This is a genomic window from Cerasibacillus sp. (genome assembly GCF_036516575.1).
In the GTDB taxonomy this organism is placed as follows: domain Bacteria; phylum Bacillota; class Bacilli; order Bacillales; family Amphibacillaceae; genus Cerasibacillus.
The window spans coordinates 71566-95537 of sequence record NZ_DATBTY010000003.1; the positions used below are offsets into that span (position 1 = coordinate 71566).

A 23972-nucleotide genomic window follows, 5' to 3' on the forward strand; every position below is an offset into this window, starting at 1 on the left:
AGTCTAATCATTCTATATTAATTCATTGAGTACATTAATTAAATGACCTATTTACTGTGTGATAGAAATTTTACCGTTTTTAGATATTAATTTAATGAGGTGCTCGCCCTTTCCAATGACAGTGTCCCAATTTTCTTCTCCAAATACAGTTACTTTTCCATTATCTGTTTTTAAATCGAGAATCGCATTGGTTGGTTTTTTATCTGTTTTAATCTCTATTTTTCCATTATCACTCGATAGGTTAATTGGATGATTCATTTCTTTTGTAACAAGATTTATTTTTCCGTTATATGACTTACCAATGATTTCACCTTCAATATATTTCATGTTAATCCGTCCGTTATCTGCTTCTGGCTTAATCATTTGTGCAGCGATATCTTCTAATTCAATTCGACCATTATTTGATTTTACAATTACCTCTTCACCTTCAATTTGACGTGCTTGAATCCTTCCATTATCCGAAAGCATTTCTATTTTTACACCTTTTATTTCCTTGACATGAATCCGTCCATTATTACTTTTTATACGTATTTGTTCGTATGTTTTTTGTGGGATGTGGACAGTGAGTATTGATTGTTTAGAAAAAATACCAAATGAAAAAAGTTTCTTTCCCCTTGATGTCAAATCTACTGATAACGTATGATTTAAGACACCCGTTTTTAAATCATACTTTTTATTATTTCCTTCTAATTCAATCTTAGGATACTCATCATCTGTTGCTTTGATAATCACTTTAGCATTATCTGTATAAATATCGACCGCTTCAAATTGGGAATCTTTTATTACTTTATCCTCTAATTTTTCTACCTCTTTAAACTGTGATTTTCCAGTGTATATGCTACCACCTATCCCAATAACGAGTAGGAGTAAAGCAATTAGCGATAATTTTTTAACCATGGTTTAGTCCTCCTTTCACAAACCTTACATTAAATTTTAAATAACGAACAAAACCAGACATAATCGCTTTTGTTACGTAATACATTCCTATTCCAACTAAAATGCCTACCCCACTAAACATGAATGAAAAGAAAAGGTCAAACCACTCAAATGTACCTGGATAAAAAATGGGATTAATTAAAACTAATAATGGCGAACCAACTGCACTAATACTTACAATCCAACCACTTATAACAAGCACTACGATCGTGACAAATGGTGCAAGTACGATGAGTAGATTAAAAAAGCTTAAGCCAATAACCGCCCAGATAGCACGTAGTATATTACTAGCAGATGCAGTCGTTTCAACCCGATCAATATGATAAGAAGCAATCATCTCTTTAGCAATTTGCTCAGGGGAACCTAAATCCTTTATAATCATTTGGTCATTCTTTCCTTCTTCAAGTCCAATTGCAAAGTGTTCGGTAAAATCTTGCATCACTTCCTGTCTTTCATCAACTGGCAAATTTTTCAAAGCCTTTTCTAACCTGTTTAAATATTGCTCTTTAGTCATCTTTTTTCACTCCTTCTTTAATTAATTGGTTAACACCTTTCGTGAATTCTTCCCATTCACTGAGCAATTGGTGAAGATAAGCTCTTCCTTCATCTGTTAATTTATAGTATTTTCGCGGTGGCCCCTCTGTAGACTCTTTTAAATACGTTGTGAAGTATCCCTCGCGCGTTAAGCGTCTTAATAGAGGATAAACAGACCCTTCTGAAATCGAAATCTGATTTGATATTTTCTGAACAAGTTCATATCCGTATCGATCTTTCTGATTAAGCAACACAAGTACACATAATTCAAGAACCCCTTTTTTAAATTGAATATTCATGCCACTATAACACTCCTTTCACTACTATCTATTATACAGTACCTATACATATATAATACCATTAACTAAAATATATCATATGGTACTGCACATAACAAGGTACTACTTTATATTTAGTTAAAAATACGAATAGAAAAAGTCATGCACACTCTCATAGTAGGAAATGGCATGACTTTACTTTGGTGTTAACCCTAGTGATCTTCTTCAATCCGTTTCATAAACTCTTCTGCAGCACTATAGCCTTGTTGCTTTAAATACCAATTATTCACAGCTGCTTCAATCAATCCAGCCACATCACGTCCGGGTTGCAATTGGATTTGAATATGGGGTACCTTAACACCCATATATTCTGAATAACGCTGTTCGACTTCTAAATCATTATTGAGCGAATGCTTCTTCCAGTTCGTTAATTCAATATCCATCGCAATACGTGTTTCGTCTTGAAATGCTTTTCTTCCATATTGACGAGTGACATTCAATAAGCCGATACTTCTCAGGGCTAGAAATTCCTTATTCTTTCCGTTATGTGTTCCGAGAATCGTCTGTGGACTAAGCTTTTTTATCACGACAATATCATCGGCAACAAGCCGGTGTCCCCGGCCGATTAATGTATGAGCTGTTTCGCTTTTCCCAACACCAGATTCGCCACGTAATAAAACCCCGATTCCAAACACATTGACACAAACACCATGAATCGCAATTTCTGGTGCTAGTGTTTTTATCATATATGCATCTAATTTACCAATAAACTCATAGTTCGTTTGATCCGTTCTTAAAAGTGGAATCTTATTTTGTTTACAATATTTAGTTAAATACGTTAATTTCTCTTGTTTATCTGTAACTATAATACATGGAGGCTCATATTTGATTAAATTCCCAACTCTTAGATCCCGTTCTGATTCATCAAGCATGCGTAAATAGGTAATTTCATTTTTACCTAATACTTTTACATGCTGGGTTGGCAGGAAATCAAAGAAATCAATAAATTCCAAGCCCGGACGCCGAGTTTGTGCCTTAACAATCACTCGGTCTAAGTATTCCTCTCCAACAAGAACTTCTAATGAAAATTTCTTTACTAGTTCTTCTACAGTAATTGTATTCACGCCTAACCTCTCCATCCTAAACTTTCCCCTATATTAAAAACATGAACCAAATCTCCATGTTTACTTTCTCCTATAACATAATCAGATTTTAACAAGACTACAGCAAATATTGCAAGTGGTAGCGGTAATTGTAGATACTTTTGAAGTTATAAAAAAGTTCATCACACACAGTAAATAGGCGCTGAAATTGATTTTTATACATATTTCACCTCATTTATCAAAAACTAGGTAATGAGGAGTTGCGATGATGGGACATTTAATAAGTATATTGCACGTCATATTACTAGCTATGACCTTTATCGGATTAAAAAATCACGTTACAATCATTCCACCACTTTTAACACATGTTGGCAGAGACGGCTGGATTTCCGTATTGATGGCATCTTTTGTTCTTTTACCTTGGCTATTTCTTCCGAGTTATTTACACAGAAAAACAAATCAAGAAAATTTAATGGAACTATTAAAACAAACATTAGGAAAAAGAATAGCTAACACGCTTCTAGTTATTTTTGGATTGATGTTAATTATTTTAGCAGCCTTTACAATGCGTGAAGTACTTCAGTGGATTAATGCAACATTTCTAACCGAAACACCTGTTTTCTTATTATTAATCATCTATACTGTGCTATGTATTTTATTAGCATGTACAAATATACAAACAATTGTCATTGCTAATGCTTTTACACTATTTGGTGTCGTTGTTTTTGGCTTTTTTGTAGCGATTACTAATATTCAAGTGAAAGATTATAACTTACTGCGTCCGTTTTTTGAGTATGGCTTTGAACCGGTATTAAAAGGAATGATCTATCCGGCTTCTGGTTTTGTAGAAGTGATTTTATTCCTATTTATTCAGCACAAAATCAACGGGGAAATGCGGACAATCCATTATTTAATTATTGTCGGCATTCTTACATCACTTACGCTAGGACCGTATATAGGGGCAATCACTGAGTTTGGTCCTGTGGAAGCAGCGAATCAACGTTATCCTGCTTTTGAAGAATGGGGGCTCGTCTCCATTGGGCGCTATATTGAGCATCTAGATTTTCTATCTATTTATCAATGGTTAACCGGTGTGTTTATACGCGTCGGATTCATTTTATATATCGTTACGCTTTTATTTAACATTGAGAGAAGAACAAAGGCCATTTGGATTCGTATTGTCCCATTTTTTTTCATTGTTTGTATCATCTTAATCTCTTTAGACGATCAAACGTTTATTAATATAAAAGGCAATTATGTCTTACCAATTACATTTTTTATCTTCTTTATCATCTCTCTATTCCTTACTATTTTTGCTATTTATTCGAGGAGGAGCGCACAATGAAAAACCGAAAGAAGAAGGCTCTCAATTTACAAACATTAAAAGAACTATTTAATAAATCAAGCGATATTCAATTCGAAAGTTACACTTTTCACAATCAGCAGATTACATTTATTACATGCGATGCGATGGTGGATAAACAAATGTTTCAGCAAGTTGTTGTTGAGCGGATTCAAAAGTTTTTAGAAAAGAAGGAGAACAATTATAATAATCTCCACCTGCCGCAATTAACTAAAATAACGAATAAAACAGATGCTATTAGTAAAGTATATTCAGGATTTGTCTTAATTTATTTTTCAAAAACGGGGGAGCTGTTTGCAAGTGATATTACAGATCGGCCAAATAGACAGCCAGAAGAAACGAAAACAGAAGTCCCTGTTAAGGGACCACGAGATAATTTTATTGAAGATTTGTCTGTGAATATTGCACTTGTTAGGAAGCGTCTACCGACTAATTCATTATGTGTTGAAACTTTTCGTATAGGTAGAAGAACGAAAACAAAGATAGCTATGCTTTATTTCGACGATATAGCAAAACCAGAAATATTAAAAGGTATTAGAGATAAACTAAATAAAATCGATGTAGATATTGTATTTAGCGGTAATATTCTAATGGAACACATAGATAAAAATTCCAGATTATTTCCACGACACGACTATACTGGACGACCGGATTTAGCCATTCAATCATTAGTAAGAGGACGCATTTTAATTCTAATTGATGGTGTAGCGTATGGTGTGATTACACCTGTTAGTTTATTTCAGTTATTTAAAACCGCAGAAGATAATGAATATCCATCCATATATAGTACATTTGAACGTTTATTACGCGTCTTTGGTGTTTTTGTCGGTGCCTTACTTCCCGCATTTTGGTTAGCCTTAATAACGTATCATCAAAATCAATTACCACTCTTATTATTAGCTACCGTCTTCCAATCAAATACAGGGCTTCCTTTTCCCTCAGTTATTGAAATGTTGATTATGTTAATTTTATTTGAACTCTTTCGTGAAGCAGGCTTACGGTTACCAGAATCAATAGGTGGTACTTTAAGTGTCGTTGGGGGGTTAATTATCGGGGATGCTGCGATTCGTTCAGGAGTAACAAGTCCGGCAATGATTGTTGTCATTGCTGTATCCACTGTCGCGACTTTCACATTATTAAATCAATCACTCGTAGCCGCTGTTAGTATTATTCGTTTTATCGCCATTATTGTAACGTCCTTTTTTGGTTTATTTGGCTTTTTTATGGTTTTTTACTTCACATTACTTTATGTTGCGAACATCCGTGTCTTCGGTGCTCCTTATTTAAATATCACCGCCAATTTAAGCTCAGATAATATAAAAAAGACACTTTTTCGGCCATTACAAAAATTTTACAAAACGCGCCCTGTAGAAGTAGCTACAAATGATATAACACGAATTAATGAGGATGAAGAATGAAGTATATTAAATTTTCTTTAGTCTATTTAAGTTTAATGTTTTTAACTGGATGTTGGGATATTGATGAACCTGAACGGATGTTATATGTTCACGGTCTTGGTATTGATTATAAAGATGGAAAATATGAAGTCTATGCCCAGGTCATTAATTTATCAAATGTGGCAAAATCAGAAGAACCGAAAACGGATATTGAGCAAGCAGAAGTTGGTTATGCTAATGGTGATACATTAGAGGATGCTATATTCAATTTATATCGATCAGCAGATGAAAGAATTTTATGGGGGCATTTAACTTATATTGTATTTTCAAAAGATGTTTTAGAACATAAACATTTCAATGCCGCTATCGATGTATTTATCCGCTTTGCGGAGACGCGGTACCGTATTTGGGTGTACAGCACAGAAGACCATGTAAAAGATGTCCTGCTTACCGTCCCAATTATTAGCACAACCTTAACTTTATCGAAATTGAGTGACCCGATGAATTCCTTTGAACAGGAGTCATTTGTTGAACCAATCGATTTTCGAAAACTAATCATTGGATTAAATGAACCGAATCACGAAATGATTATACCAACCATTAATGTCATTCACAACTGGGAAACCGTTGAAAAAAAGACACGAATCGCTCATTTAGCTGGTGTTGGTGTTATTACGCCAAACGAGTTTAAGGGGTTCATATTAGATGAACAAGCAAGGGGACTAAAGTGGATGAACAATCAGACAAAGCGTGGTACAATTTCTTTTCTATTAGATAAATCAGATAAAAATAGTATAACATCTGCCACTTTAAAGAATGTAAAAGTAAAGGTAGAACCGATTGTCAAAAGTGACGCCGTGCTCTTTGATATTGATGTCAAAATGCAGGCCGTTGTTAGTACAGTAACAGAGAAAATCACAGATGCGGAGTTTCAAGAACATATCGCGAACACGATTAAAGCTGAAATTCTTATGACATATGAAGAAGCCTTAGAAAAAGATATCGATCTTTTTCGCTTATCGGAACATGTTTACCGAAAGCGCATCAAAGATTGGAAAAGGCTACAAAAAAACGGAAAAGTAGAACTAACAAAAGACTCGATTCGTTCATTAAATGTTACGATTACAAAGCTGAAAATAGGAAGAAAATCATTAAAGGAAACAATAGAATAGAGGAGGCCTTTGATACAAAGCCTCCTTTTTAATTCCATTTTTGATCTAATCTATCGGAGTAAAAATCAATTGCTCTTTTATACTTCATAACGCTCCCATCAGTAGATGTCTCGGTTAAACATGTTAATAAAAGCTCCATCGCTTCGGGATATTGTTTTAAATTATATAACGTCAACGCATAGAATACTTGAATCGCTCGGTCATGTGGAAATACTACACACCCACGTTCTAGTACTTCTCGTGATTTTTCGTATCACCAAGCGTGCGATAAATGCTTTCTAACCCAATAATAGCCCCTTTTAAGCCATCATTAGGCAGTCCTAATGCAAGCACTTTCTCATAAAAAAACTTGTCGTTCTTTGCCTAATGCATCATAACTCTTGGCACATTGATAATGGCATGATCGGGAAACTGGTTGACTGCTGCCACTAACATCTTATTTGACTCTTTCAATTGCCCCGACGCTTTTAATGCGAGAGCTCGATGTAACATCTCACTCATGATTTCATCTCCTTAGCTCTTCTTTCAAAAGTATAATCGATACCGATTTATCGATCTGTGATTATAATCTTTTATTTCCAACAAACGAGTCTTTACTCTTTTAATCGTGGATCAAGTGCATCACGAAGACCGTCACCAAAAAGGTTAAATCCTAACACAAAAAGAAAAATAGCTAATCCTGGAAAAGCAACGACCCATGGAGCCGTCTGCAATGCAGCACGACCATCACTTAACATCGCTCCCCATTCCGGTAATGGTGGTTGAGCCCCAAGGCCTAAGAAACTTAAACCAGCGGCATCTAAAATCGCTGTCCCCATACCTAAAGATACTTGAACGATAATCGGAGCAAGGCTATTCGGTAAGATATGTTGGAATAAAATTCTCCCATGTTTTGCTCCAATCGCCCGAGCTGCTTCAATATATTCTGTTTCTTTCACAGACATGACGGTCGAACGAACAATTCGGGCAAATTGGGGAATGCCGACAATACCAACCGCAATCATCGCGTTGCGAAGGCCTGGTCCAAGTACTGCTACAAGTGCAATCGCTAATAAAATACTTGGAAAAGCCATCATCATATCAATCATACGCATAATAACTTGATCAATCCAGCGCCCGAAATAGCCAGCAATTCCACCTAACGCAACACCGATAATAAGTGAGATTCCGACAGAAATAATCGCAATTTGAATCGAGATACGTGTGCCATAAATGAGTCGACTAAAAATATCTCGCCCTAACTCATCTGTACCTAAATAATGCGCGGGTGAAGGTGCTAAATAACGGTCCGTAATCGACTGTGCTGTAGGACTATGTGTGGCAATGAGTGGTGCTAAAATAGCTGTGAATACAATTAAAAGGATGATGCTAAAGCCAATTAGCGATGTTTTATTTTTTATAAGCTGTGATAGTGTATTCTTCCACATCGATTGGCCTTGAAGTTCATGAATACTTTTTTGGTCATCTATAGGTGGTTCTGGAAACGGGCTTGGCTGTAATGACACATAATACACATCCTTTCATACGTTAATTATATTTAATACGCGGGTCAAAGTACTTATATAAAATATCAGTCAGTAAATTTACGAGGACAAAGATAATAGCAATGATTAAAATCGTACTTTGCACAATTGGATAATCGCGACCTAAGACCGCTAAATAAACATAACGCCCGACGCCTGGCCATGAAAAAATCGTTTCTGTTAAAACAGCACCACCTAATAATGTGCCAAACTGTAGGCCTATGACTGTCAGCACAGGTAAGAAGGCATTTTTTAAACCATGCTGAAAAATAATGATAAAACGTTTTAACCCTTTTGCATGGGCCGTCCGAATATAATCTTGCCGCATCACTTCGAGCATACTAGAACGCGTCATTCTAGCGATGATTGCCATAGGAATCGTTGCTAAAGCAATGCCAGGAAGTAAAATATGTTTTAACACATCTTTAAATGCTTCCCAGTTTCCGGTTAAAAGACTATCGATTAAATAAAAATTCGTCATCGTTTCTAAATGGACACCTGTTGTGATACGACCAGATGGGGGAAGAAGATTAAATTGAACAGAAAAGAACCAAATCAACATTAAACCGAGCCAAAATATAGGCAATGATACACCAAATAAGGCACCAGTCATACTCATATGATCACACCATGAATACTGTTTCACCGCTGAAATAACACCGGCTAAAACACCGATGATCATGGCAAGTATCATAGCAAATAAACTTAGCTCTATCGTAGCTGGAAGTTTTTGTGCTAATTCGTATGCGATACTCTCTTTCGATTGAATCGACGTTCCAAGATCACCATGTAAAATATTATTTATAAATCGCCCGTATTGGACGAAATATGAATCATTCAGTCCGAGTTCTTCCCGCAATAATTCGAGTTGCGCTTCAGAAGCCTTTTCTCCAAGCATACTTCTTGCTGGGTCACCCGGAATTAGGTGTATGAGGGAGAAGGTAATAATCGACACACCGATTAACACGGGAATCAACATGGCTAAACGCCGCAAAATATATTTAAGCATTGTATCGATTCCTCCATTTTTACGAAGAATATGTACCATAAGTGCATGCAAGTTTTTTCTGCTGGAGACTCAGACAAAGCAGATAAGCCTCCAGCAATTTAATTTATATAAAAAGGAAGGTTTTACTCTTCAATATCCATTAAGTTAAATGGCTCACTTCCTGTTGGATGAGGTTGGTAATTTTTAATTTTCTTATGGGCTGCTAATGGTGGTGTTGTATGTGCAATTGGTAACCAAGGTGCATCTTCATGAATAACTTCTTGGGCCTTTAAATATAGTTTGGTTCGTTTATCTTGATCCATTTCCACTTGTGCTTCTTTTAATAAATCATGCACTTCATCACTCTTATAAAAAGCGATATTTCCTGCTGAACCTTTTTTAGCATTGTCTTTATCTAATAAGACATATAAAAAGTTGTCCGGATCCCCGTTATCACCTGTCCAACCAAGAAATGCCATATCATGTTTTCCATTCTCAACAGCCTCTAAATGTGAGTCCCAGTCACTTTCAATAATTTCCACATTAATGTTCACTTCTTTTAGCATTTCTTGAATTGCTTGCGCTGTAACTTTTGGCTGTGGCATATAATCTCTTGGATTAGAGAAAATATGCAGTTTAACATCAAAACCATCAGCATAACCTGCTTCTGTGAGTAAGGATTTTGCTTCTTCCAGATCATAGTCGTACGGTTCAATCTCATTGTTATAGCTCCATAATGATGGTGGAATTGGATTTTTCGCTTCTTCTCCAATACCTTCAAATAACGTAATCAATTCTTTTTTATCAACGGCATGGTTAATTGCTTGACGAACGAGCTTTTCAGACAATGGGCTATCGTTATCCGTATTCATCGCTAAGTATCCAACGTTCATTGAAGGGCGACGAATAATTTCCAATTTATCATCTGCTTCTGCCGTTTCGATATCTTGTGGGTTTAAACCATTCATCATATCAATCGTTCCTGATTGTAGCTCCATAAAACGTGCCCCATTATCAGGAATCGTCCTGAAGATGACTTTATCGATTTTAGCAACTTCGTCATAATAATCTTCATTTTTTACTAACGTAATCGTGTCATCTGGCACCCACTCTTCAAAAATAAATGGACCTGTCCCGACTGGATTTTTAAAATAATCATCACCATGTTCTTCAATTGCTTCCGGACTTGCCATCCCAAATGGTGGCATCGCTAACGTGTAGATAAATGGTGCATTTGGCTCGGATAATGTGATTTGTACTTCATAATCTCCTGTTGCTCTAACTTTTTCAATAATACCTTTTAAATTATCTTCCGTTGCACCGAACATATAGCCGTAATAAATAAACTCACTTGATGAAGCCCAACGATTGAAGTTATAGACGACATCTTCTGCTGTGAAATCATTCCCGTCATGGAATTTGACCCCTTCGCGTAATTTAAACGTCCATGTCAAACCATCATCAGAGACATTCCATTCCTCTGCTAATGCTGGCCTTACTTCTGTGTTTTCTTCTTCATAACGAACGAGTGTATCATAAACTTGATTTGTAACATAAATCGATTCACCATCTGTTACTTTTGATGGATCTAGTTGAATTGAATCAGCCCCACGTCCAAAGATTAAAGTTTTTTCTCCACCACTTCCTTTACTAGCGGAATCACCTTTCGTACTTGAACTTGAATTATTTGAACATGCGGAGATGAAGAGCATAATTGATAGCACGCTAATTAAGGTAACCCATAATTTCCTTTTCAAAGCTATCCCCTCCCAAATAAAAATTGTTGCATTTACACCTGATTATTTTCATAGTCTGTTGGCATCTCAATCATTTCTCTTTCAAACACCTCCTTAACAAAATGGCAAGCAGCCATTCGTCCTGATGGTGCAATCTGTTTTAATTCCGGCTTGTGTAAGCGACATATTTCCTCAGCAAACGGACAGCGTGTACGAAATTTACACCCACTTGGTGGATTTTGTGGTGATGGTAAATCTCCTTGTAATATTATACGCTCCTTTTCTACATGTGGATTTGCTGCTGGAACGGCTGATAACAGGGCTTGTGTATATGGATGTTTCGGATCAGCGTATAATTCATTGACCTCGCCAATCTCAACAATTTCACCTAAATACATCACGGCCACACGATCACTAATATGATGGACAACACTTAAATCATGAGCAATAAAAATATAAGTTAGATTGAATTCCTTTTGTAGATCTTCCATCAAATTAATGACTTGGGCTTGAATCGATACATCAAGAGCTGAAACAGGCTCATCACAAATGACGAGTTCAGGCTCTAAAACGAGTGAGCGCGCAATGCCGATTCGTTGTCGTTGTCCGCCACTAAACTCATGAGGATATCGTTGTTTATGATATGGACTCAGACCAACAAGCTTCATCATCTTGTCTACTTTTTTTAGACGCTCTGCTTTTGGTATTCCAAAAATTTCCATTGGTTCAGCAATCATTTTTTCAATCGTTTTTCTTGGATTTAATGAAGCATATGGATCTTGAAAAATAAGCTGCATGTCCTTTCGCAACATGCGAAGACGTTCATCTTTGCATGTGGTAATGTTTTCCCCTTTATAAAAAATCTCCCCTGCTGTTGGTTCAAGTAACTTTAAAATGGCACGACCTGTTGTTGATTTACCACAGCCACTTTCACCAACTAGTCCAAGCGTTTCGCCCTTTTTTACGGAAAAGGAGACCCCGTCAACAGCCTTTAGCATCGGCTTTTTCCGTGAGAAAAGTTTATCGCTTTTTAACGGGAAGTACTTCTTTAACTCTTTCACTTCAAGTAATGTCGTCATTTTGTTACCGCCTTCTTTGTTTCCTTCTTTTCATATAACAGGCACCGTACAGCATGATGACCATTAACTTGTGTCATGACCGGATCATGTGTCAAACAACGCTCTAACGCATATTTACATCTTGGTGCAAAGTTACACCCTTTCGGTAGTTTTCGTAAATCAGGGGGCAGTCCTTTAATCACTTCTAGCTTTTCTTTGTTTGGTGTTATTTTTGGAATGGATTTCATTAGTCCAAGTGTATACGGGTGTTTTCCATGATCAAAGAGTTGTTTTGTATGCGTCATTTCAACTGGTTTCCCTCCGTACATGACGAGGACTTCATCACATACTTCTGTAACGACACCTAAATCATGGGTAATCATAATAACAGCCATATTCAACTCTGCTTGCATTTTCTTAAATAACTCTAAAATTTGCGCCTGTATCGTTACATCTAATGCGGTTGTTGGTTCATCCGCAATGAGCAAAGAAGGGTTACAAGATAGCGCCATGGCAATCATCACACGTTGCCTCATTCCACCGCTAAATTCATGTGGATACATCTTAATTCGCTTCTTAACATCTGGAATTCCAACGAGATGAAGTAAATCAAGTGCTCTTTCAATGGCCTGCTTCTTACTCACCTTTTTATGGGCGCGAATGGTTTCAACCATCTGCTTTTCAATCGTAAACACGGGATTCAGTGATGTCATTGGGTCCTGAAAGACCATTGAAATTTCTTTCCCACGAATTTGACGCATTTCTTTCTCTGATTTTTTCAGTAGATCTTCGCCTTTGAATAAAATTTCACCAGCCACAATTTTCCCTGGTGGAGATGGGATTAACCTAAGAATTGACATCGCTGTCACGCTTTTCCCCGAACCCGATTCACCAACAATTCCTAGTGTTTCTCCAGGTTTGACTGAAAAACTAACACCATCTACGGCCCTAACCGTCCCTGATTTAGTAAAAAAGTGCGTATGTAAATTACGAATCTCTAATAAAGCCGTCCCCATATTCTTCACCCTTTTATATTCCATTACTCAATTACTTGTGAATTGGAGGAAAATTTTAGTTAGTGATATTATATATATTTATTAATGATTTATGACTTTTACTTTTTTTAAAAGATTTTTTGTAATGTTTAGAGAGGATAAGGGGAAGTATAACGGGGAAAAATAATATTTATAAAACTAGGAATTGTTAAAATGCCTTATACATACGAGTAGTAACAGCTACCCAATAACGATTTACAAAATCATTCACTCATATCTAGTTAGAAATATAGTGAACTTCTTTCTCCTTTTCTATATATATAGAAAAAACTCCATGTCAATTCATGGAGTTTAAATGATGATTTCAATTTTATCTACCCGTCACCGTATATAGTACTAAGCTTTGTATTTTTCCCTTTCTAATATTTCGTCATAAATTATTTGCAGCTTTTCTATAATCTTTTGTATATCCTTATTGTTATATAAAGCCTCGAAAACATCTAAAAGCTCTGATTCGTTTTGCCCTTTAATTGATATTGTTTTAGTGTAAATACGATTATATTTAGCTTTAAGTGTCAGCCCTTTTTTACTAAATGTAATACCTTTTTCTTTTATGTTTTGCATTAACAGGACGCGTTTGTCTGCTTCAATCGGCCCAACTTCTAACACAAAATACAGTGAATCTGGATTAATATTCATCCAAAATAGAAATGGTCCATTATCCCACCACCACTTTTCTCTGGTTTCTCCTAATTGCTCTTTAAAAGCATCAAACAATGGAATTTTAAAGGATAGACTTTTCTTAGACACTCGATAATGATTTTCAGGGACGTTTCTTAATTCCATCCACTTTTTAAATGCATTTTGGACTTGTGTATTTGCTTCATTTAGTGATAAAGTCTCCACCACCTGTTCAGTTTTTTCGCTTTTATTTGGATTTTCATTATGTAAAATTTCTGCTACTTGATGTCGCAATAAAGTAAATTCAGGACCATTATATAACTCTGCCATTGCTTGTGTAAGCTCGGCCATATCATTCCACTTATTTACATCCATCTTCTTCGTGAAAAAACGTGTATAACGCGATTTCTCTCGTTTTGCTTTTTCATTAAATGACAAGCCAATTTTTTCTAATTGTTCTAGCAGTGAAAGGCGATCAGCATATTCCAAAGGTCCCATTTCAGCAATAAGACGTAAACGACTATCATTTGTTTGTTCAAACCAAACAATTATTCCTTTCCCTAACCAATAATTTGGTTCTCGTAAGTGAAAACGATTAATCCGGTTCCACTCAGGTGGTAATAAATTCGGAACAGTCGGGTGTGCATGATACAGAACTTCTGTATTAAATTGTTGCTGGATGAACTGTTCAAAACTATACGATAAGATGTTTTGTCCATGTTTGAAAATATAATCAATTGTACTTTTATACTTCATCATGAATTCAAATTCATACCCTGATTCAAATTGCAATTTCTTATTGAGTATAGCTGCTTCTTCAAAAAGTGTATCAATTGTTGATTTATGATTGCGATATATATCAATTGCTTGTAAGATTTGATCTTGATTTGGATGGTATTTTTCTTTTAATATCTGGTTGTAATCCTCTATAAATGTATAAACATCTTCGCTTAATTGATCCTTATATACCATAAGAATTGCTTGTAGGATGGATTCTATTCTCTCATAACTAAGGATAAAGTATTGTTGATTAGAAGGCTTTTCCCCATTCAATGTTAAGTAGATAGGAATGATTGTAAAACCATTAAATGTATGGTGAATAAAATCTAAATAATCATCAAGCTGATTTTCCGATTCTGTGGAATAAACTTTATTTTCAATTAAAATAACGAATTTCGAATGTTGGTTTATAATAAGTAAATCAATAAATCGGTTGTTATTTGTTTTTACCTCACGATATACGTGGCTATCCATTAATGAATGGGAGACAATTTCACCTACTGCTTCATATTGCGGATTATCACTGTTTTCATCTATTAAAATGAGGTGCTCAATCATTTTACGTAAAAAATAGTCATACAGATTATGATTTTCTATCGGATTTAACAGCCAAGCTAAAATATTGGAATGACGGATTTCATAGTTCTCTAGTTTTAGGACTTTTAATGTATTGAACGAATTTACTTGCTGATTGAGTTGTTGAAATATCGCATCATTTTCTAACTCAACTAAATCTCTAACTTCCATATACGTTCACCTCAACGTTTTGTAATCATTTGCCACTAATTTAATCTCTCAAATTGTATCCACAAATGGCAACAAACTGTATTTACTTACTCATTTGTCGGCATTTAAGGAATAAAAATAGTAGTACAAATTATGATCGTCATTTGTACTACTATTAAAGCACGAATAGTTAAATTTCCTTTTCTTTCTAAATTTATTTTTTACCCCATCTTTACTGTTGTATCTTCATTTAAACCAAGTGCTTTTGTTGTTGATTTATGAATCTCTTCGAATAGGTCTGGGTGTTCTGTTAATGATTTGCCATAAGACGGGATCATTTCTTTTATTTTTGGTTCCCATTCATTCATATGTTCTGGGAATGACTTTTCTAATACTTCAAGCATAACTTGAACGGCAGTAGAAGCTCCCGGAGATGCACCGAGCAATGCAGCAATTGAACCATCTGCAGCACTCACAACCTCTGTACCAAATTGAAGCGTTCCTTTTCCACCGGCTTCTGTATCTTTGATGACTTGAACACGTTGACCTGCCACGACGACATCCCAATCTTCAGCTTTAGCATCCGGGATAAACTCACGTAATTGTTCAACACGGTCTTCATTAGATAGCATCAATTGCTCTACAAGATATTTCGTTAATTTCATCTCTTTAACGCCTGCCGCTAACATGGTCATCACATTATTCGGTTTAACGGAACCGATTAAATCAAGGTTTGAACCCGTTTTTAAAAATTTTGGTGTGAAACCAGCGAACGGTCCAAACAATAATGATTTTTTATTGTCAATATATCTTGTATCTAAATGTGGGACGGACATTGGAGGTGCTCCAACCTTAGCTTTACCATATACTTTACCATGATGCTTTTCTACCACATCTGGATTGTTACATACCATAAATAATCCACTTACTGGGAATCCACCGATATGTTTAGATTCAGGAATACCTGTTTTTTGAAGCAATGGCAGACTTCCACCACCAGCACCAATGAAGACGAATTTAGCTGTATGGTATTCAAGTATATCCTTAGCGACATCATGTACTTTTACTTCCCATGTGCCATCATCAGTCCGTTTAATATCTTTAACAACATGACTGTAATTTACCTCGACATTTTTATTCTGTAGATGTTCAAATAATACACGTGTTAACGCTCCAAAATTAACATCTGTCCCTGTATCGATTTTAGTCGCGGCAATCGGTTCGTTAATTGTACGGTTTTCCATCATTAATGGAATCCATTCTTTCAGTGTTTCTGGGTCATCAGAAAACTGCATCCCTTGAAACAGTGGATTGTCTGTAAGCGCCTCATAACGCTTTTTCAAAAATGATACATTATCTTCGCCCTCTACATAGCTCATGTGAGGCAAAGGCATAATAAAGTCTTCTGGATTACGAATCAAATTATTCTCTACAAGATAAGACCAAAACTGCTTTGAAACTTGAAACTGTTCATTAACTCTAATCGCTTTACTAATATCAAGTGATCCGTCGGATTTTTCTACCGTGTAGTTAAGCTCACACAACGCAGAGTGTCCTGTTCCTGCATTATTCCACTCATTAGAGCTTTCTTTTCCAGCACTATCAAGCTTCTCAAATACTGTTACGCGCCAATCCGGCACTAATTCTTTTAAGAGTGTCCCTAAAGTCGCACTCATAATGCCGGCACCAATTAAGATAACGTCTGTTGAAGTTTCTCTGTTATTCATTTTTTACCGTCCTTCTTACTCTAAGTTTTGCAAAAAAGATAACCATGCCTATGCTTAAACACATACACCACAGTTACACCTTTTTTGGTATACCTATAACCTAATTATATTGTATCATTATTATTTATAGATTAAAATACATACCATTTTATTGGCGTTATTAGGCACATTAAAAGCTGGGAAAAGCGGAAAACAATTCAAAGTGTGAAGTTTATGATTTTAATACGGAGCTAAGGAGGGTTTGCAACTATACATCACATACCTACTAGGCATGTAAAATAAAAGGACGAGAGTATGTAACCCCGTCCCTTACTATTTCAACCGCTTAGTTTCTATGAATTTATCAAAATCACTTTTTGTATCTTGCGCTAATCTTTGTCGATGAAAGTTTTCATACTGTTCAAGTGCGAGTTGATCAGCGACAGCTTTACTCACTTTACCAGCATTTTCGAGAATATCATGCTCATTAAATTCTAGAAAAGCATCTAACTTCGCTACCCAGTCTTTCATAATACTCGTTTAAGCGAACTCGATAACCAACTGCAAGGATCATTTCGAGGTTGTAATGTTTTGCTTTTCTCTTAACTTCTCTTGAGCCTTCAATTTGAACTTGTAAGTATTTCTTACAAGTTGAAACCTTCTTTAATTCACCGTCTTCATATATATTTTTCACATGAAGAGCGATGTTCTGAGGACTAGTTTGGAACAACTCTGCCATGGTTTTCTGAGTCAACCATACTGTTCCATCCTCTAAACGAACACTAATTTTCGTTTCCCCATCCTCTGTTTGATACATCAAAAAGTTTGATTGATTTTCCATTATAAATTACCGTCCCAAATTTTATAGCTAGTTCATTCTAACTATTGAAATCAGATTTTCCGCACGATAATTAGCATCTTTTATTATACCAAACAAGAACACTCGTTTCTGTCCGAGCGATTTAAAATGGAGTGAATCAATAGCTCAAAAAGATTGTAAACTTTTGTTAAGGAGATGATGTTGTAGATACTGAATTTGGAAAAAACAAATAACCGAGGTACTTCTCTGGACGGGAGCGCTTGTTCTGTTAATTCATTTATTGTATACTTAAAATTAGAATACACACCTCAGATTTTCCCTCTACAAAACCTCAAAAGGATGTGTTAAAATGCAAGCAACACAGCTTCGTGAGAGAAAAGTGTCAATTTACTCGCAAGCCATAAACCCACCGCTAACGCTAATTCGTGAAAAAGAAAGGAGGCAAACGTACACAAGGCATGATCAACTTTTTAAAGAGCTCATCCACACATTTTTTCAAGAGTTTTTAGAAGTATTTTTTCCAGATATACATGAAGCAATCGACTTTCACACTATCACTCCACTATCAGAAGAAGTACACACAGATTTAATCGAAGGCGATACCCGAAGATTAGACATCGTTGTTCAGGTTAAATTAAAACAAGAAGATGCTTTAATCATCGTCCACATCGAACCACAAAGTACAACACAAACAGACTTTCATGAACGGATGTTTCAATACTTCAGTCTTCTATACAATAAGTACAAAAAACCAATCATTCCAATCGCTGTATTTAGTTATGATGAAAACTGGGAGAAAGATCAATTTACGTTGGGATTATCTGAATTCCAAATTTTGACATTTAACTTTTTATCGCTACACTTACGAAAAAAGAATTGGCGAGACTATATCACGTCAAATAATCCTGCTGCAGCTGCTCTTTTAAGCAAGATGGGATATTCAGAAAAAGAACGCATTCAAGTTAAGAAAGAATTTTTACGGATGATGGCTACGATGGAGCTAAACCCAGCCAAACAACGCTTAATCTACGGCTTTTTTGAAACCTATTTAAAACTAAATGATGAAGAGGAGGAAAAGTTGATGGAAGAAGTGAAGAAAATGGATGACGCGGAGAAAATATTGGAGTTACCGATTTCGTATGAGGAGAGAGGGATTAAGAAAGGAATAAAAAAAGGGATAGAAAGAGGAAAAAAGGAAGTCGCACTCGAGATGTTGAATGAGGGCTTATCTATTGAGTTTATTGCTAAGGTCACGCACTTGGATAGAGAAGAAATAGAAGCTTTGCGGCGAAAATGAGAAAAGGGGGGCAGGAGAAAACCTGTCCCTTTCGATTAAGATATGCCTATTTTATCCCCTCGCAATGTTACTCTTAATCTGCTTTAGCATCGCTACAATAAGGAAGCTAACGATTACTAATAAGACCCATGAACTCACCTTTCCTAGATGAACGAGACGCCAGCCATCGATTTGGTTTGGATATTTCCAAGCCCCAAAGAATGTAGCAATATTTTCTGCTATCCAGATAAAAAATCCGATGAGAACAAATGAGAGTACGAGTGGCATACGATAACGCGTTCCATTAACCTCGTATATCACCCACGTTTGCCAAAAAACGATCATGACAAGTCCAGCTAACCACCAACGAACATCAATCCAAAAATGGTGGAAGAAAAAATTCAAATAAATCGCAGCAGCCAGCGGACCAACGACTAAGAACGGAGGCCACTTAACTAAATCAACCTTTAGTCTCCGCCATGCTTGGCAAAGATAACTTGCCACACTTGCATACATGAATCCACTATACAATGGCACTCCAAAAACTTTGAAAAAGCCCTCTTCTGGATAAGACCACGAACCCATATGTACCTTAAAAATTTCAAGAGCAAGACCAATAAGGTGGAACAAAGTAATTACCTTTAATTCATCACGTGTTTCAAGCCCAGAGCGTACCATCCACCACTGCATAAGAAGGAAAATAATAAGTAACCAGTCATATCGTGGTAGGAAGGGAAGTGGTATCATTTGCGTCAAAGCCAGAGAAGCAAAAATAACGACAGGAAACAAACAGGATAAGGCCTGTTCCCAACCAAAATGAACGAGTTGTTTAAGTACCCTCATGAATTGTGTTTCGAAAGATTTAGTTAAATTCATTGGTAACTCCCTCTGAATAAATTTAGATTCCCAAACTCAGGGATGAATTTCAATCATCAGATTGATTAATCCCCGTTGGCTACATCACTTCGATATTCCAATATATCCCCAGGCTGACAGTCTAAAGCCTTACAAATTGCCTCTAAAGTTGAAAATCGAATAGCCTTTGCTTTGCCATTTTTTAAGATAGAAATATTAGCCATCGTAATGCCAACTCTCTCCGAAAGTTCTGTAACACTCATCTTCCTTTTAGCCAACATCACATCAATATTGATTATAATTGCCATTGTTTACACCTCATACCGTTAAATCATTTTCAGATTTGATATCAATTGCGTCTTGTAAAAGTTTTTGAAGAACAGCAGCAAAGACAGCAATGACCATTGAAGCAAAAATAATGACTAACCCTATTAATATGAAACCAGGGGCATCGTCTCTCTCTGCTATAAGATATAAGAGTGGCATCCCTACCACATATAAGAGACTGATTGTGATTGCACAATATTTAATATTCTTTAAAGCTTTTACAGAAATTTGCGAGAAGGCTTCATTCCTATCAATATAACTTAAAAGTTTAAAAGCTTGATACAGAGCGAAATAAAAAGGTATCGCTGCTCCATACATCACCATTAGAAGAAGATATTTTATGTAAGCAAAATCTGGATACAGCTCTGCCCCATAATTCGCTATCTTAGGTACCAAAAATATGCACAAAGCAAGAACAGGAGCCCCAATAAGAAAAACAGCTAGCTTTAAGAAGAGTGTTGATCCTCTTTCCATAAAAAAAGCACCTCACTTATTTTTTTCTATTTGATTTTAACACACAGTTTATCGTTTTACAATAAATAGTTATTGTTTTGTGTTGTTTTTTTATTGTTATGTAAAAACAAACTGCATTTTTATTTACATTAATTTAGTGTATTCACTTGATTTATTCATGACAAAAAATATCTCAAAAAATTTTTCATCCGAAATTGAACATCTGATTAACATGTGTTATGATTAGTCGTAAATTAAATATCAATCATACCTCGTATAATCCTAGTAATATGGACTGGGAGTTTCTACAGAGTAACCGTAAATTACTCTACTATGGACGGTGCTTCATGCCAAAAAAGCCGTTTTTTACGAAGGGCTTTTTTTGTTTTTCTAGGCACCTTTCATGTTCAGGGGAGAAAGGACGTATTCAGCATGGAAATCATTAAAGACTTACTTGCGGCAATAAGTGGTGTCCTGAACGGATTACCACAAGGTTTGCTCGCAATGACATTTGGTTTTGCATCTGTTCCTACAGCTCTTGCTTTCATTATCGGAGCATTTGGGAACACCCTGACTAGTAATGTTGCAGTGATTTCATTTCAAGCAGAAACCATTACCGTCGCCGGGACAATGGGAAAAAACATCCGAGAAAGATTATCTATGATTTTCTTTGGTGCACTTATTATGCTCGTTATCGGTTTATTTGGTTTGATGGAATCCATCATTGCCTGGATCGGCCCAGTCATTACCAACGGCATGATGGCGGGCGTAGGGATTATGCTTTCTAAAGTCGCCTGGGACATGTCAAAGAAAGACCGGGTTGTTGGCATCACTTCATTATTAAGTGCACTGATTGTTTATATGGCTACTAAAGACCTCGTCTACACGATTACCATATCCGTTATTCTATCTAGCATTATTTATTACTTTGTGGAAAAAGATAAAACAGGTGTGACGGAAAATGTAAAAGAGGACAAAATTAAACTGCAAAAGCTAATATTAACCCCTACAGTTATTCGCGGAGCGCTTGCCATGGCATGTTTAAACGTTGGTGCCAACATCGCTTTTGGAAAAATCAATGCAGATATTGCCGATGCGAATGTCAACGTAGATACCATTACGATCATCAGTAGTATTGCAGATATGGCTTCTGCATTATTCGGTGGTGGACCAGTAGAGGTTGTTATATCTGCTACTGCAAGTGCACCACATGCCGTATTAGCCGGTGTGATTATGATGGGTATAATGGCTGTTATTTTATTTTTAAAGCTCTTACCTAAGATTGGAAAATATGTACCGAGTGCTTCTATTGTTGGCTTTTTATTTGTCTTAGGGGCCATCGTAACACTACCTGGAAATGCCGAAGCCGCACTGACAGGAGGTACACCAGGATCTAGCCTTGTTGGTGGTATAACAATGGTCGTCACGGCAATTGCTGACCCATTTCTAGGGATGCTTGCAGGTGTTATCATGCAATTTTTATTAGGAATTTTTGGCGTTTAGAACAGTGGAGGTATGAATATGAAAACATATGAGTTAAATGTTGCGGGCGTAACAAGGCAATTACCCATTATCCCGATTAATGAAAATATAAAAATCGCTAGTTTTGTCATATTGGGTGATGCAGAAATAGTAACTGCTGCAGCGCCTTTATTAGCTGAAAAACTGCCAGAAGCAGACATATTAGTAACAGCAGAAGCAAAAGGAATCCCGTTCGTCCATGAACTTGCGAACGTATTAAATATGAAACGCTATGTCGTAGCAAGAAAAAGTATCAAAAATTATATGAATAACCCATTGAAACATGAAGTCCATTCCATTACAACACAAAAACCACAAACGTTATATCTTGATGACCAAGATGTTGAACTCATTCGCGGGAAAAGAGTCGCACTAATTGATGATGTTATTAGCACTGGAGAGTCCATTCAAGCTCTTGAGGAACTTGTTAAAAAAGCTGGTGGACATATTGTCGCGAAAGCTGCCATTCTAGCTGAGGGAGATGCAGCAGAACGAGATGACATTATGTTTTTAGAAAAACTACCGATTTTCAAGTAAATAAAAATGACTTTTCAATAAAAACCAATCCTTTTAGGTGAATTTTCCTAGAGGATTGGTTTTTTAATACATAACAGGAACGCTTGTTCTCGATAAAGAATTGTTGTATATTAAAAATAGAATAAACACCTCAGATATTTCCTCTACAAAACCTCAAAAGGATGTGTTAAAATGCAAGCAACACAGCTTCGTGAAAGAAAAATGTCAATCAAGTATTCTCATTACCGGAAAGATCCAAGCCCAACACTGATAAAAGAAGGGAGGCAAACGTACACAAGGCACGATCAACTTTTTAAAGAACTCATCCACACATTTTTCCAAGAGTTTTTAGAGGTGTTTTTCCCAGATGTACATGAAGCAATTGACTTTCACACCATCACCCCGCTATCAGAAGAAGTACACACAGATTTAATTGAAGGCGATACACGAAGATTAGACATCGTTGTCCAGGTTAAATTAAAACAAGATGATGCCTTGATTATCGTCCACATTGAACCACAAAGTACAACACAAACAGATTTTCATGAACGAATGTTTCAATACGCTACACTTTTATATAATAAATACAAAAAACCAATCATTCCAATCGCGGTATTTAGTTATGATGAAAATTGGGAGAAGAATCGATTTACGCTGGGACTCCCTTTTTTGAATGTTTTCACGTTCAATTACCTAACGTTGCACTTACGAAAAAAGAATTGGCGAGACTATTTGAAATCAGACAATCCTGCAGCAGCCGCTCTCTTAAGCAAGATGGGATATTCAGAAAAGGAACGCATTCAAGTTAAGAAAGAATTTTTACGGATGATGGCTAAAATGGAGCTAAACCCAGCCAAACAACGCTTAATCTACGGCTTTTTTGAAACCTATTTAAAACTAAACGATGAAGAGGAGGAAAAGTTGATGGAAGAAGTGAGGAAAATGGATGATGCGGAGAAAATATTGGAGTTACCGATTTCATATGAGGAGAGAGGGATTAAGAAAGGGCTAGAGAAAGGCCTAGAGAAAGGTCTAGAAAAAGGCCTAGAAAAAGGCCTAAAAAAGGGCATTAAGGCGGGGAAAATTGAGGGGAAAAGGGAAGGGAAATTAGAAGGAAAAAAAGAAGTCGCCCTCGAGATGTTAAAAGAAGGCTCATCTATTGAATTTATTGCCAAGGTCACGCACTTGGATCGGAAGGAAATTGAAGGATTGAGGAGAAAAATCTGAG

Annotated in this window: 24 protein-coding genes and 1 riboswitch; of the genes, 7 read left to right on the forward strand and 17 right to left on the reverse strand. The window is 36.2% G+C overall.

What is annotated here, in order from left to right; translation table 11 throughout:
• Positions 1-51 precede the first annotated feature (51 nt).
• The 4 genes from VIG73_RS00525 to hprK form a co-directional block, all read right to left on the reverse strand.
• Positions 52-897 carry a DUF4097 family beta strand repeat-containing protein gene (locus VIG73_RS00525; protein ID WP_331638275.1) on the reverse strand — a complete coding sequence of 282 codons (846 nt, stop codon included), beginning with the start codon at positions 895-897 and terminating at the stop codon, positions 52-54.
• Positions 890-1450, reverse strand: a complete 561-nt coding sequence (locus VIG73_RS00530; RefSeq protein WP_331638278.1) for an HAAS signaling domain-containing protein — start codon at positions 1448-1450, stop codon at positions 890-892. Before VIG73_RS00530 ends, VIG73_RS00525 begins: the two co-directional genes overlap by 8 nt.
• Positions 1443-1769 (reverse strand): PadR family transcriptional regulator, encoded by a 327-nt coding sequence (locus tag VIG73_RS00535; protein WP_331638280.1) that lies wholly within the window; start codon positions 1767-1769, stop codon positions 1443-1445. Before VIG73_RS00535 ends, VIG73_RS00530 begins: the two co-directional genes overlap by 8 nt.
• 191 nt (positions 1770-1960) lie before the next feature.
• Positions 1961-2872 carry an HPr(Ser) kinase/phosphatase gene (gene hprK, locus VIG73_RS00540; RefSeq protein WP_331638282.1) on the reverse strand — a complete coding sequence of 304 codons (912 nt, stop codon included), beginning with the start codon at positions 2870-2872 and terminating at the stop codon, positions 1961-1963.
• 247 nt (positions 2873-3119) lie between these two features.
• On the opposite strand from hprK, the gene VIG73_RS00545 reads away from it, so the two are divergent.
• From VIG73_RS00545 to VIG73_RS00555, 3 genes are read left to right on the forward strand one after another with little or no spacing between them, the layout of a single operon-like run.
• Positions 3120-4196 (forward strand): endospore germination permease, encoded by a 1077-nt coding sequence (locus tag VIG73_RS00545; protein WP_331638284.1) that lies wholly within the window; start codon positions 3120-3122, stop codon positions 4194-4196.
• Positions 4193-5632, forward strand: coding sequence for a spore germination protein (locus VIG73_RS00550; protein WP_331638286.1), 1440 nt, complete (start codon positions 4193-4195; stop codon positions 5630-5632). Before VIG73_RS00545 ends, VIG73_RS00550 begins: the two co-directional genes overlap by 4 nt.
• A complete protein-coding gene (locus VIG73_RS00555) occupies positions 5629-6783 on the forward strand; it encodes a Ger(x)C family spore germination protein (protein ID WP_331638288.1) in 1155 nt (384 codons plus the stop codon). The genes VIG73_RS00550 and VIG73_RS00555 overlap by 4 nt, the downstream gene beginning before the upstream one ends.
• A gap of 363 nt (positions 6784-7146) precedes the next feature.
• On the opposite strand, the gene VIG73_RS00560 is transcribed toward VIG73_RS00555, so the two are convergent.
• The 10 genes from VIG73_RS00560 to VIG73_RS00605 all read right to left on the reverse strand — a co-directional run bounded on the left by VIG73_RS00560 (position 7147) and on the right by VIG73_RS00605 (position 17817).
• Positions 7147-7284, reverse strand: coding sequence for a hypothetical protein (locus VIG73_RS00560; protein ID WP_331638290.1), 138 nt, complete (start codon positions 7282-7284; stop codon positions 7147-7149).
• Between the two features lie 92 nt (positions 7285-7376).
• Entirely contained in the window at positions 7377-8210 is an 834-nt protein-coding gene (nikC, locus tag VIG73_RS00565; protein ID WP_414648348.1) for a nickel transporter permease, read from the reverse strand.
• Between the two features lie 100 nt (positions 8211-8310).
• Positions 8311-9315, reverse strand: coding sequence for an ABC transporter permease (locus tag VIG73_RS00570; protein WP_331638294.1), 1005 nt, complete (start codon positions 9313-9315; stop codon positions 8311-8313).
• Positions 9316-9437: 122 nt separating this feature from the next.
• Positions 9438-11051 (reverse strand): ABC transporter substrate-binding protein, encoded by a 1614-nt coding sequence (locus tag VIG73_RS00575; protein WP_331638296.1) that lies wholly within the window; start codon positions 11049-11051, stop codon positions 9438-9440.
• Between the two features lie 32 nt (positions 11052-11083).
• Positions 11084-12109, reverse strand: a complete 1026-nt coding sequence (locus VIG73_RS00580; protein ID WP_331638298.1) for a dipeptide ABC transporter ATP-binding protein — start codon at positions 12107-12109, stop codon at positions 11084-11086.
• On the reverse strand, positions 12106-13104 hold the full coding sequence (locus VIG73_RS00585; protein ID WP_331638300.1) for an ABC transporter ATP-binding protein: 999 nt from the start codon (positions 13102-13104) through the stop codon (positions 12106-12108). Before VIG73_RS00585 ends, VIG73_RS00580 begins: the two co-directional genes overlap by 4 nt.
• Before the next feature lie 375 nt (positions 13105-13479).
• Positions 13480-15291 carry a PD-(D/E)XK nuclease family protein gene (locus VIG73_RS00590; RefSeq protein ID WP_331638302.1) on the reverse strand — a complete coding sequence of 604 codons (1812 nt, stop codon included), beginning with the start codon at positions 15289-15291 and terminating at the stop codon, positions 13480-13482.
• Positions 15292-15491: 200 nt separating this feature from the next.
• Complete coding sequence (locus VIG73_RS00595) at positions 15492-16997, reverse strand: malate:quinone oxidoreductase (RefSeq protein WP_331638304.1); 1506 nt, start codon at positions 16995-16997, stop codon at positions 15492-15494.
• A 312-nt stretch (positions 16998-17309) separates the two neighbouring features.
• The gene (gene rhuM / locus VIG73_RS00600) at positions 17310-17507 is read right to left on the reverse strand and encodes a RhuM family protein (protein ID WP_331638306.1); all 198 of its coding nucleotides are present in this window, start codon (positions 17505-17507) and stop codon (positions 17310-17312) included.
• On the reverse strand, positions 17464-17817 hold the full coding sequence (locus tag VIG73_RS00605) for a virulence RhuM family protein (protein ID WP_331638308.1): 354 nt from the start codon (positions 17815-17817) through the stop codon (positions 17464-17466). The genes rhuM and VIG73_RS00605 overlap by 44 nt, the downstream gene beginning before the upstream one ends.
• 328 nt (positions 17818-18145) lie before the next feature.
• Here VIG73_RS00605 and VIG73_RS00610 point away from each other — a divergent pair, with 328 nt between their 5' ends.
• Entirely contained in the window at positions 18146-19093 is a 948-nt protein-coding gene (locus VIG73_RS00610; RefSeq protein WP_331638310.1) for an Rpn family recombination-promoting nuclease/putative transposase, read from the forward strand.
• A 51-nt stretch (positions 19094-19144) separates the two neighbouring features.
• Here the strand turns inward: VIG73_RS00610 and VIG73_RS00615 are convergent, their stop codons facing one another.
• From VIG73_RS00615 to VIG73_RS00625, 3 genes are all read right to left on the reverse strand, one after another.
• A complete protein-coding gene (locus VIG73_RS00615) occupies positions 19145-19915 on the reverse strand; it encodes a DUF817 domain-containing protein (protein WP_331638521.1) in 771 nt (256 codons plus the stop codon).
• A 98-nt stretch (positions 19916-20013) separates the two neighbouring features.
• The gene (locus VIG73_RS00620) at positions 20014-20235 is read right to left on the reverse strand and encodes a helix-turn-helix transcriptional regulator (protein WP_331638312.1); all 222 of its coding nucleotides are present in this window, start codon (positions 20233-20235) and stop codon (positions 20014-20016) included.
• Between the two features lie 10 nt (positions 20236-20245).
• A complete protein-coding gene (locus VIG73_RS00625; protein ID WP_331638314.1) occupies positions 20246-20728 on the reverse strand; it encodes a DUF2975 domain-containing protein in 483 nt (160 codons plus the stop codon).
• A 231-nt stretch (positions 20729-20959) separates the two neighbouring features.
• Positions 20960-21061: riboswitch (purine riboswitch) on the forward strand.
• A 78-nt stretch (positions 21062-21139) separates the two neighbouring features.
• On the opposite strand from VIG73_RS00625, the gene VIG73_RS00630 reads away from it, so the two are divergent.
• The 3 genes from VIG73_RS00630 to VIG73_RS00640 all read left to right on the forward strand — a co-directional run bounded on the left by VIG73_RS00630 (position 21140) and on the right by VIG73_RS00640 (position 23971).
• Positions 21140-22210, forward strand: coding sequence for an NCS2 family permease (locus VIG73_RS00630; RefSeq protein ID WP_331638316.1), 1071 nt, complete (start codon positions 21140-21142; stop codon positions 22208-22210).
• Positions 22211-22228: 18 nt separating this feature from the next.
• Positions 22229-22765: a phosphoribosyltransferase family protein gene (locus VIG73_RS00635; RefSeq protein WP_331638318.1), complete on the forward strand. Its 537-nt coding sequence runs from the start codon at positions 22229-22231 to the stop codon at positions 22763-22765.
• Between the two features lie 171 nt (positions 22766-22936).
• Positions 22937-23971: an Rpn family recombination-promoting nuclease/putative transposase gene (locus tag VIG73_RS00640; RefSeq protein WP_331638320.1), complete on the forward strand. Its 1035-nt coding sequence runs from the start codon at positions 22937-22939 to the stop codon at positions 23969-23971.
• The last annotated feature ends 1 nt before the right edge of the window (position 23972 follow it).

Coding starts and splice junctions, on each gene's coding strand:
- VIG73_RS00585 (WP_331638300.1), bottom strand. CDS start 13,104: ATGGGGACGGCTTTATTAGAGATTCGTAATTTACATACGCACTTTTTT.
- VIG73_RS00640 (WP_331638320.1), top strand. CDS start 22,937: ATGCAAGCAACACAGCTTCGTGAAAGAAAAATGTCAATCAAGTATTCT.
- VIG73_RS00560 (WP_331638290.1), bottom strand. CDS start 7,284: ATGAGTGAGATGTTACATCGAGCTCTCGCATTAAAAGCGTCGGGGCAA.
- VIG73_RS00630 (WP_331638316.1), top strand. CDS start 21,140: ATGGAAATCATTAAAGACTTACTTGCGGCAATAAGTGGTGTCCTGAAC.
- VIG73_RS00635 (WP_331638318.1), top strand. CDS start 22,229: ATGAAAACATATGAGTTAAATGTTGCGGGCGTAACAAGGCAATTACCC.
- VIG73_RS00550 (WP_331638286.1), top strand. CDS start 4,193: ATGAAAAACCGAAAGAAGAAGGCTCTCAATTTACAAACATTAAAAGAA.
- VIG73_RS00620 (WP_331638312.1), bottom strand. CDS start 20,235: ATGGCAATTATAATCAATATTGATGTGATGTTGGCTAAAAGGAAGATG.
- VIG73_RS00595 (WP_331638304.1), bottom strand. CDS start 16,997: ATGAATAACAGAGAAACTTCAACAGACGTTATCTTAATTGGTGCCGGC.
- VIG73_RS00570 (WP_331638294.1), bottom strand. CDS start 9,315: ATGCTTAAATATATTTTGCGGCGTTTAGCCATGTTGATTCCCGTGTTA.
- rhuM (WP_331638306.1), bottom strand. CDS start 17,507: ATGAAAGACTGGGTAGCGAAGTTAGATGCTTTTCTAGAATTTAATGAG.
- VIG73_RS00545 (WP_331638284.1), top strand. CDS start 3,120: ATGGGACATTTAATAAGTATATTGCACGTCATATTACTAGCTATGACC.
- VIG73_RS00625 (WP_331638314.1), bottom strand. CDS start 20,728: ATGGAAAGAGGATCAACACTCTTCTTAAAGCTAGCTGTTTTTCTTATT.
- VIG73_RS00555 (WP_331638288.1), top strand. CDS start 5,629: ATGAAGTATATTAAATTTTCTTTAGTCTATTTAAGTTTAATGTTTTTA.
- VIG73_RS00535 (WP_331638280.1), bottom strand. CDS start 1,769: ATGAATATTCAATTTAAAAAAGGGGTTCTTGAATTATGTGTACTTGTG.
- VIG73_RS00580 (WP_331638298.1), bottom strand. CDS start 12,109: ATGACGACATTACTTGAAGTGAAAGAGTTAAAGAAGTACTTCCCGTTA.
- VIG73_RS00605 (WP_331638308.1), bottom strand. CDS start 17,817: ATGGAAAATCAATCAAACTTTTTGATGTATCAAACAGAGGATGGGGAA.
- VIG73_RS00525 (WP_331638275.1), bottom strand. CDS start 897: ATGGTTAAAAAATTATCGCTAATTGCTTTACTCCTACTCGTTATTGGG.
- VIG73_RS00610 (WP_331638310.1), top strand. CDS start 18,146: ATGCAAGCAACACAGCTTCGTGAGAGAAAAGTGTCAATTTACTCGCAA.
- VIG73_RS00590 (WP_331638302.1), bottom strand. CDS start 15,291: ATGGAAGTTAGAGATTTAGTTGAGTTAGAAAATGATGCGATATTTCAA.
- nikC (WP_414648348.1), bottom strand. CDS start 8,210: ATGTGGAAGAATACACTATCACAGCTTATAAAAAATAAAACATCGCTA.
- VIG73_RS00615 (WP_331638521.1), bottom strand. CDS start 19,915: ATGAGGGTACTTAAACAACTCGTTCATTTTGGTTGGGAACAGGCCTTA.
- VIG73_RS00530 (WP_331638278.1), bottom strand. CDS start 1,450: ATGACTAAAGAGCAATATTTAAACAGGTTAGAAAAGGCTTTGAAAAAT.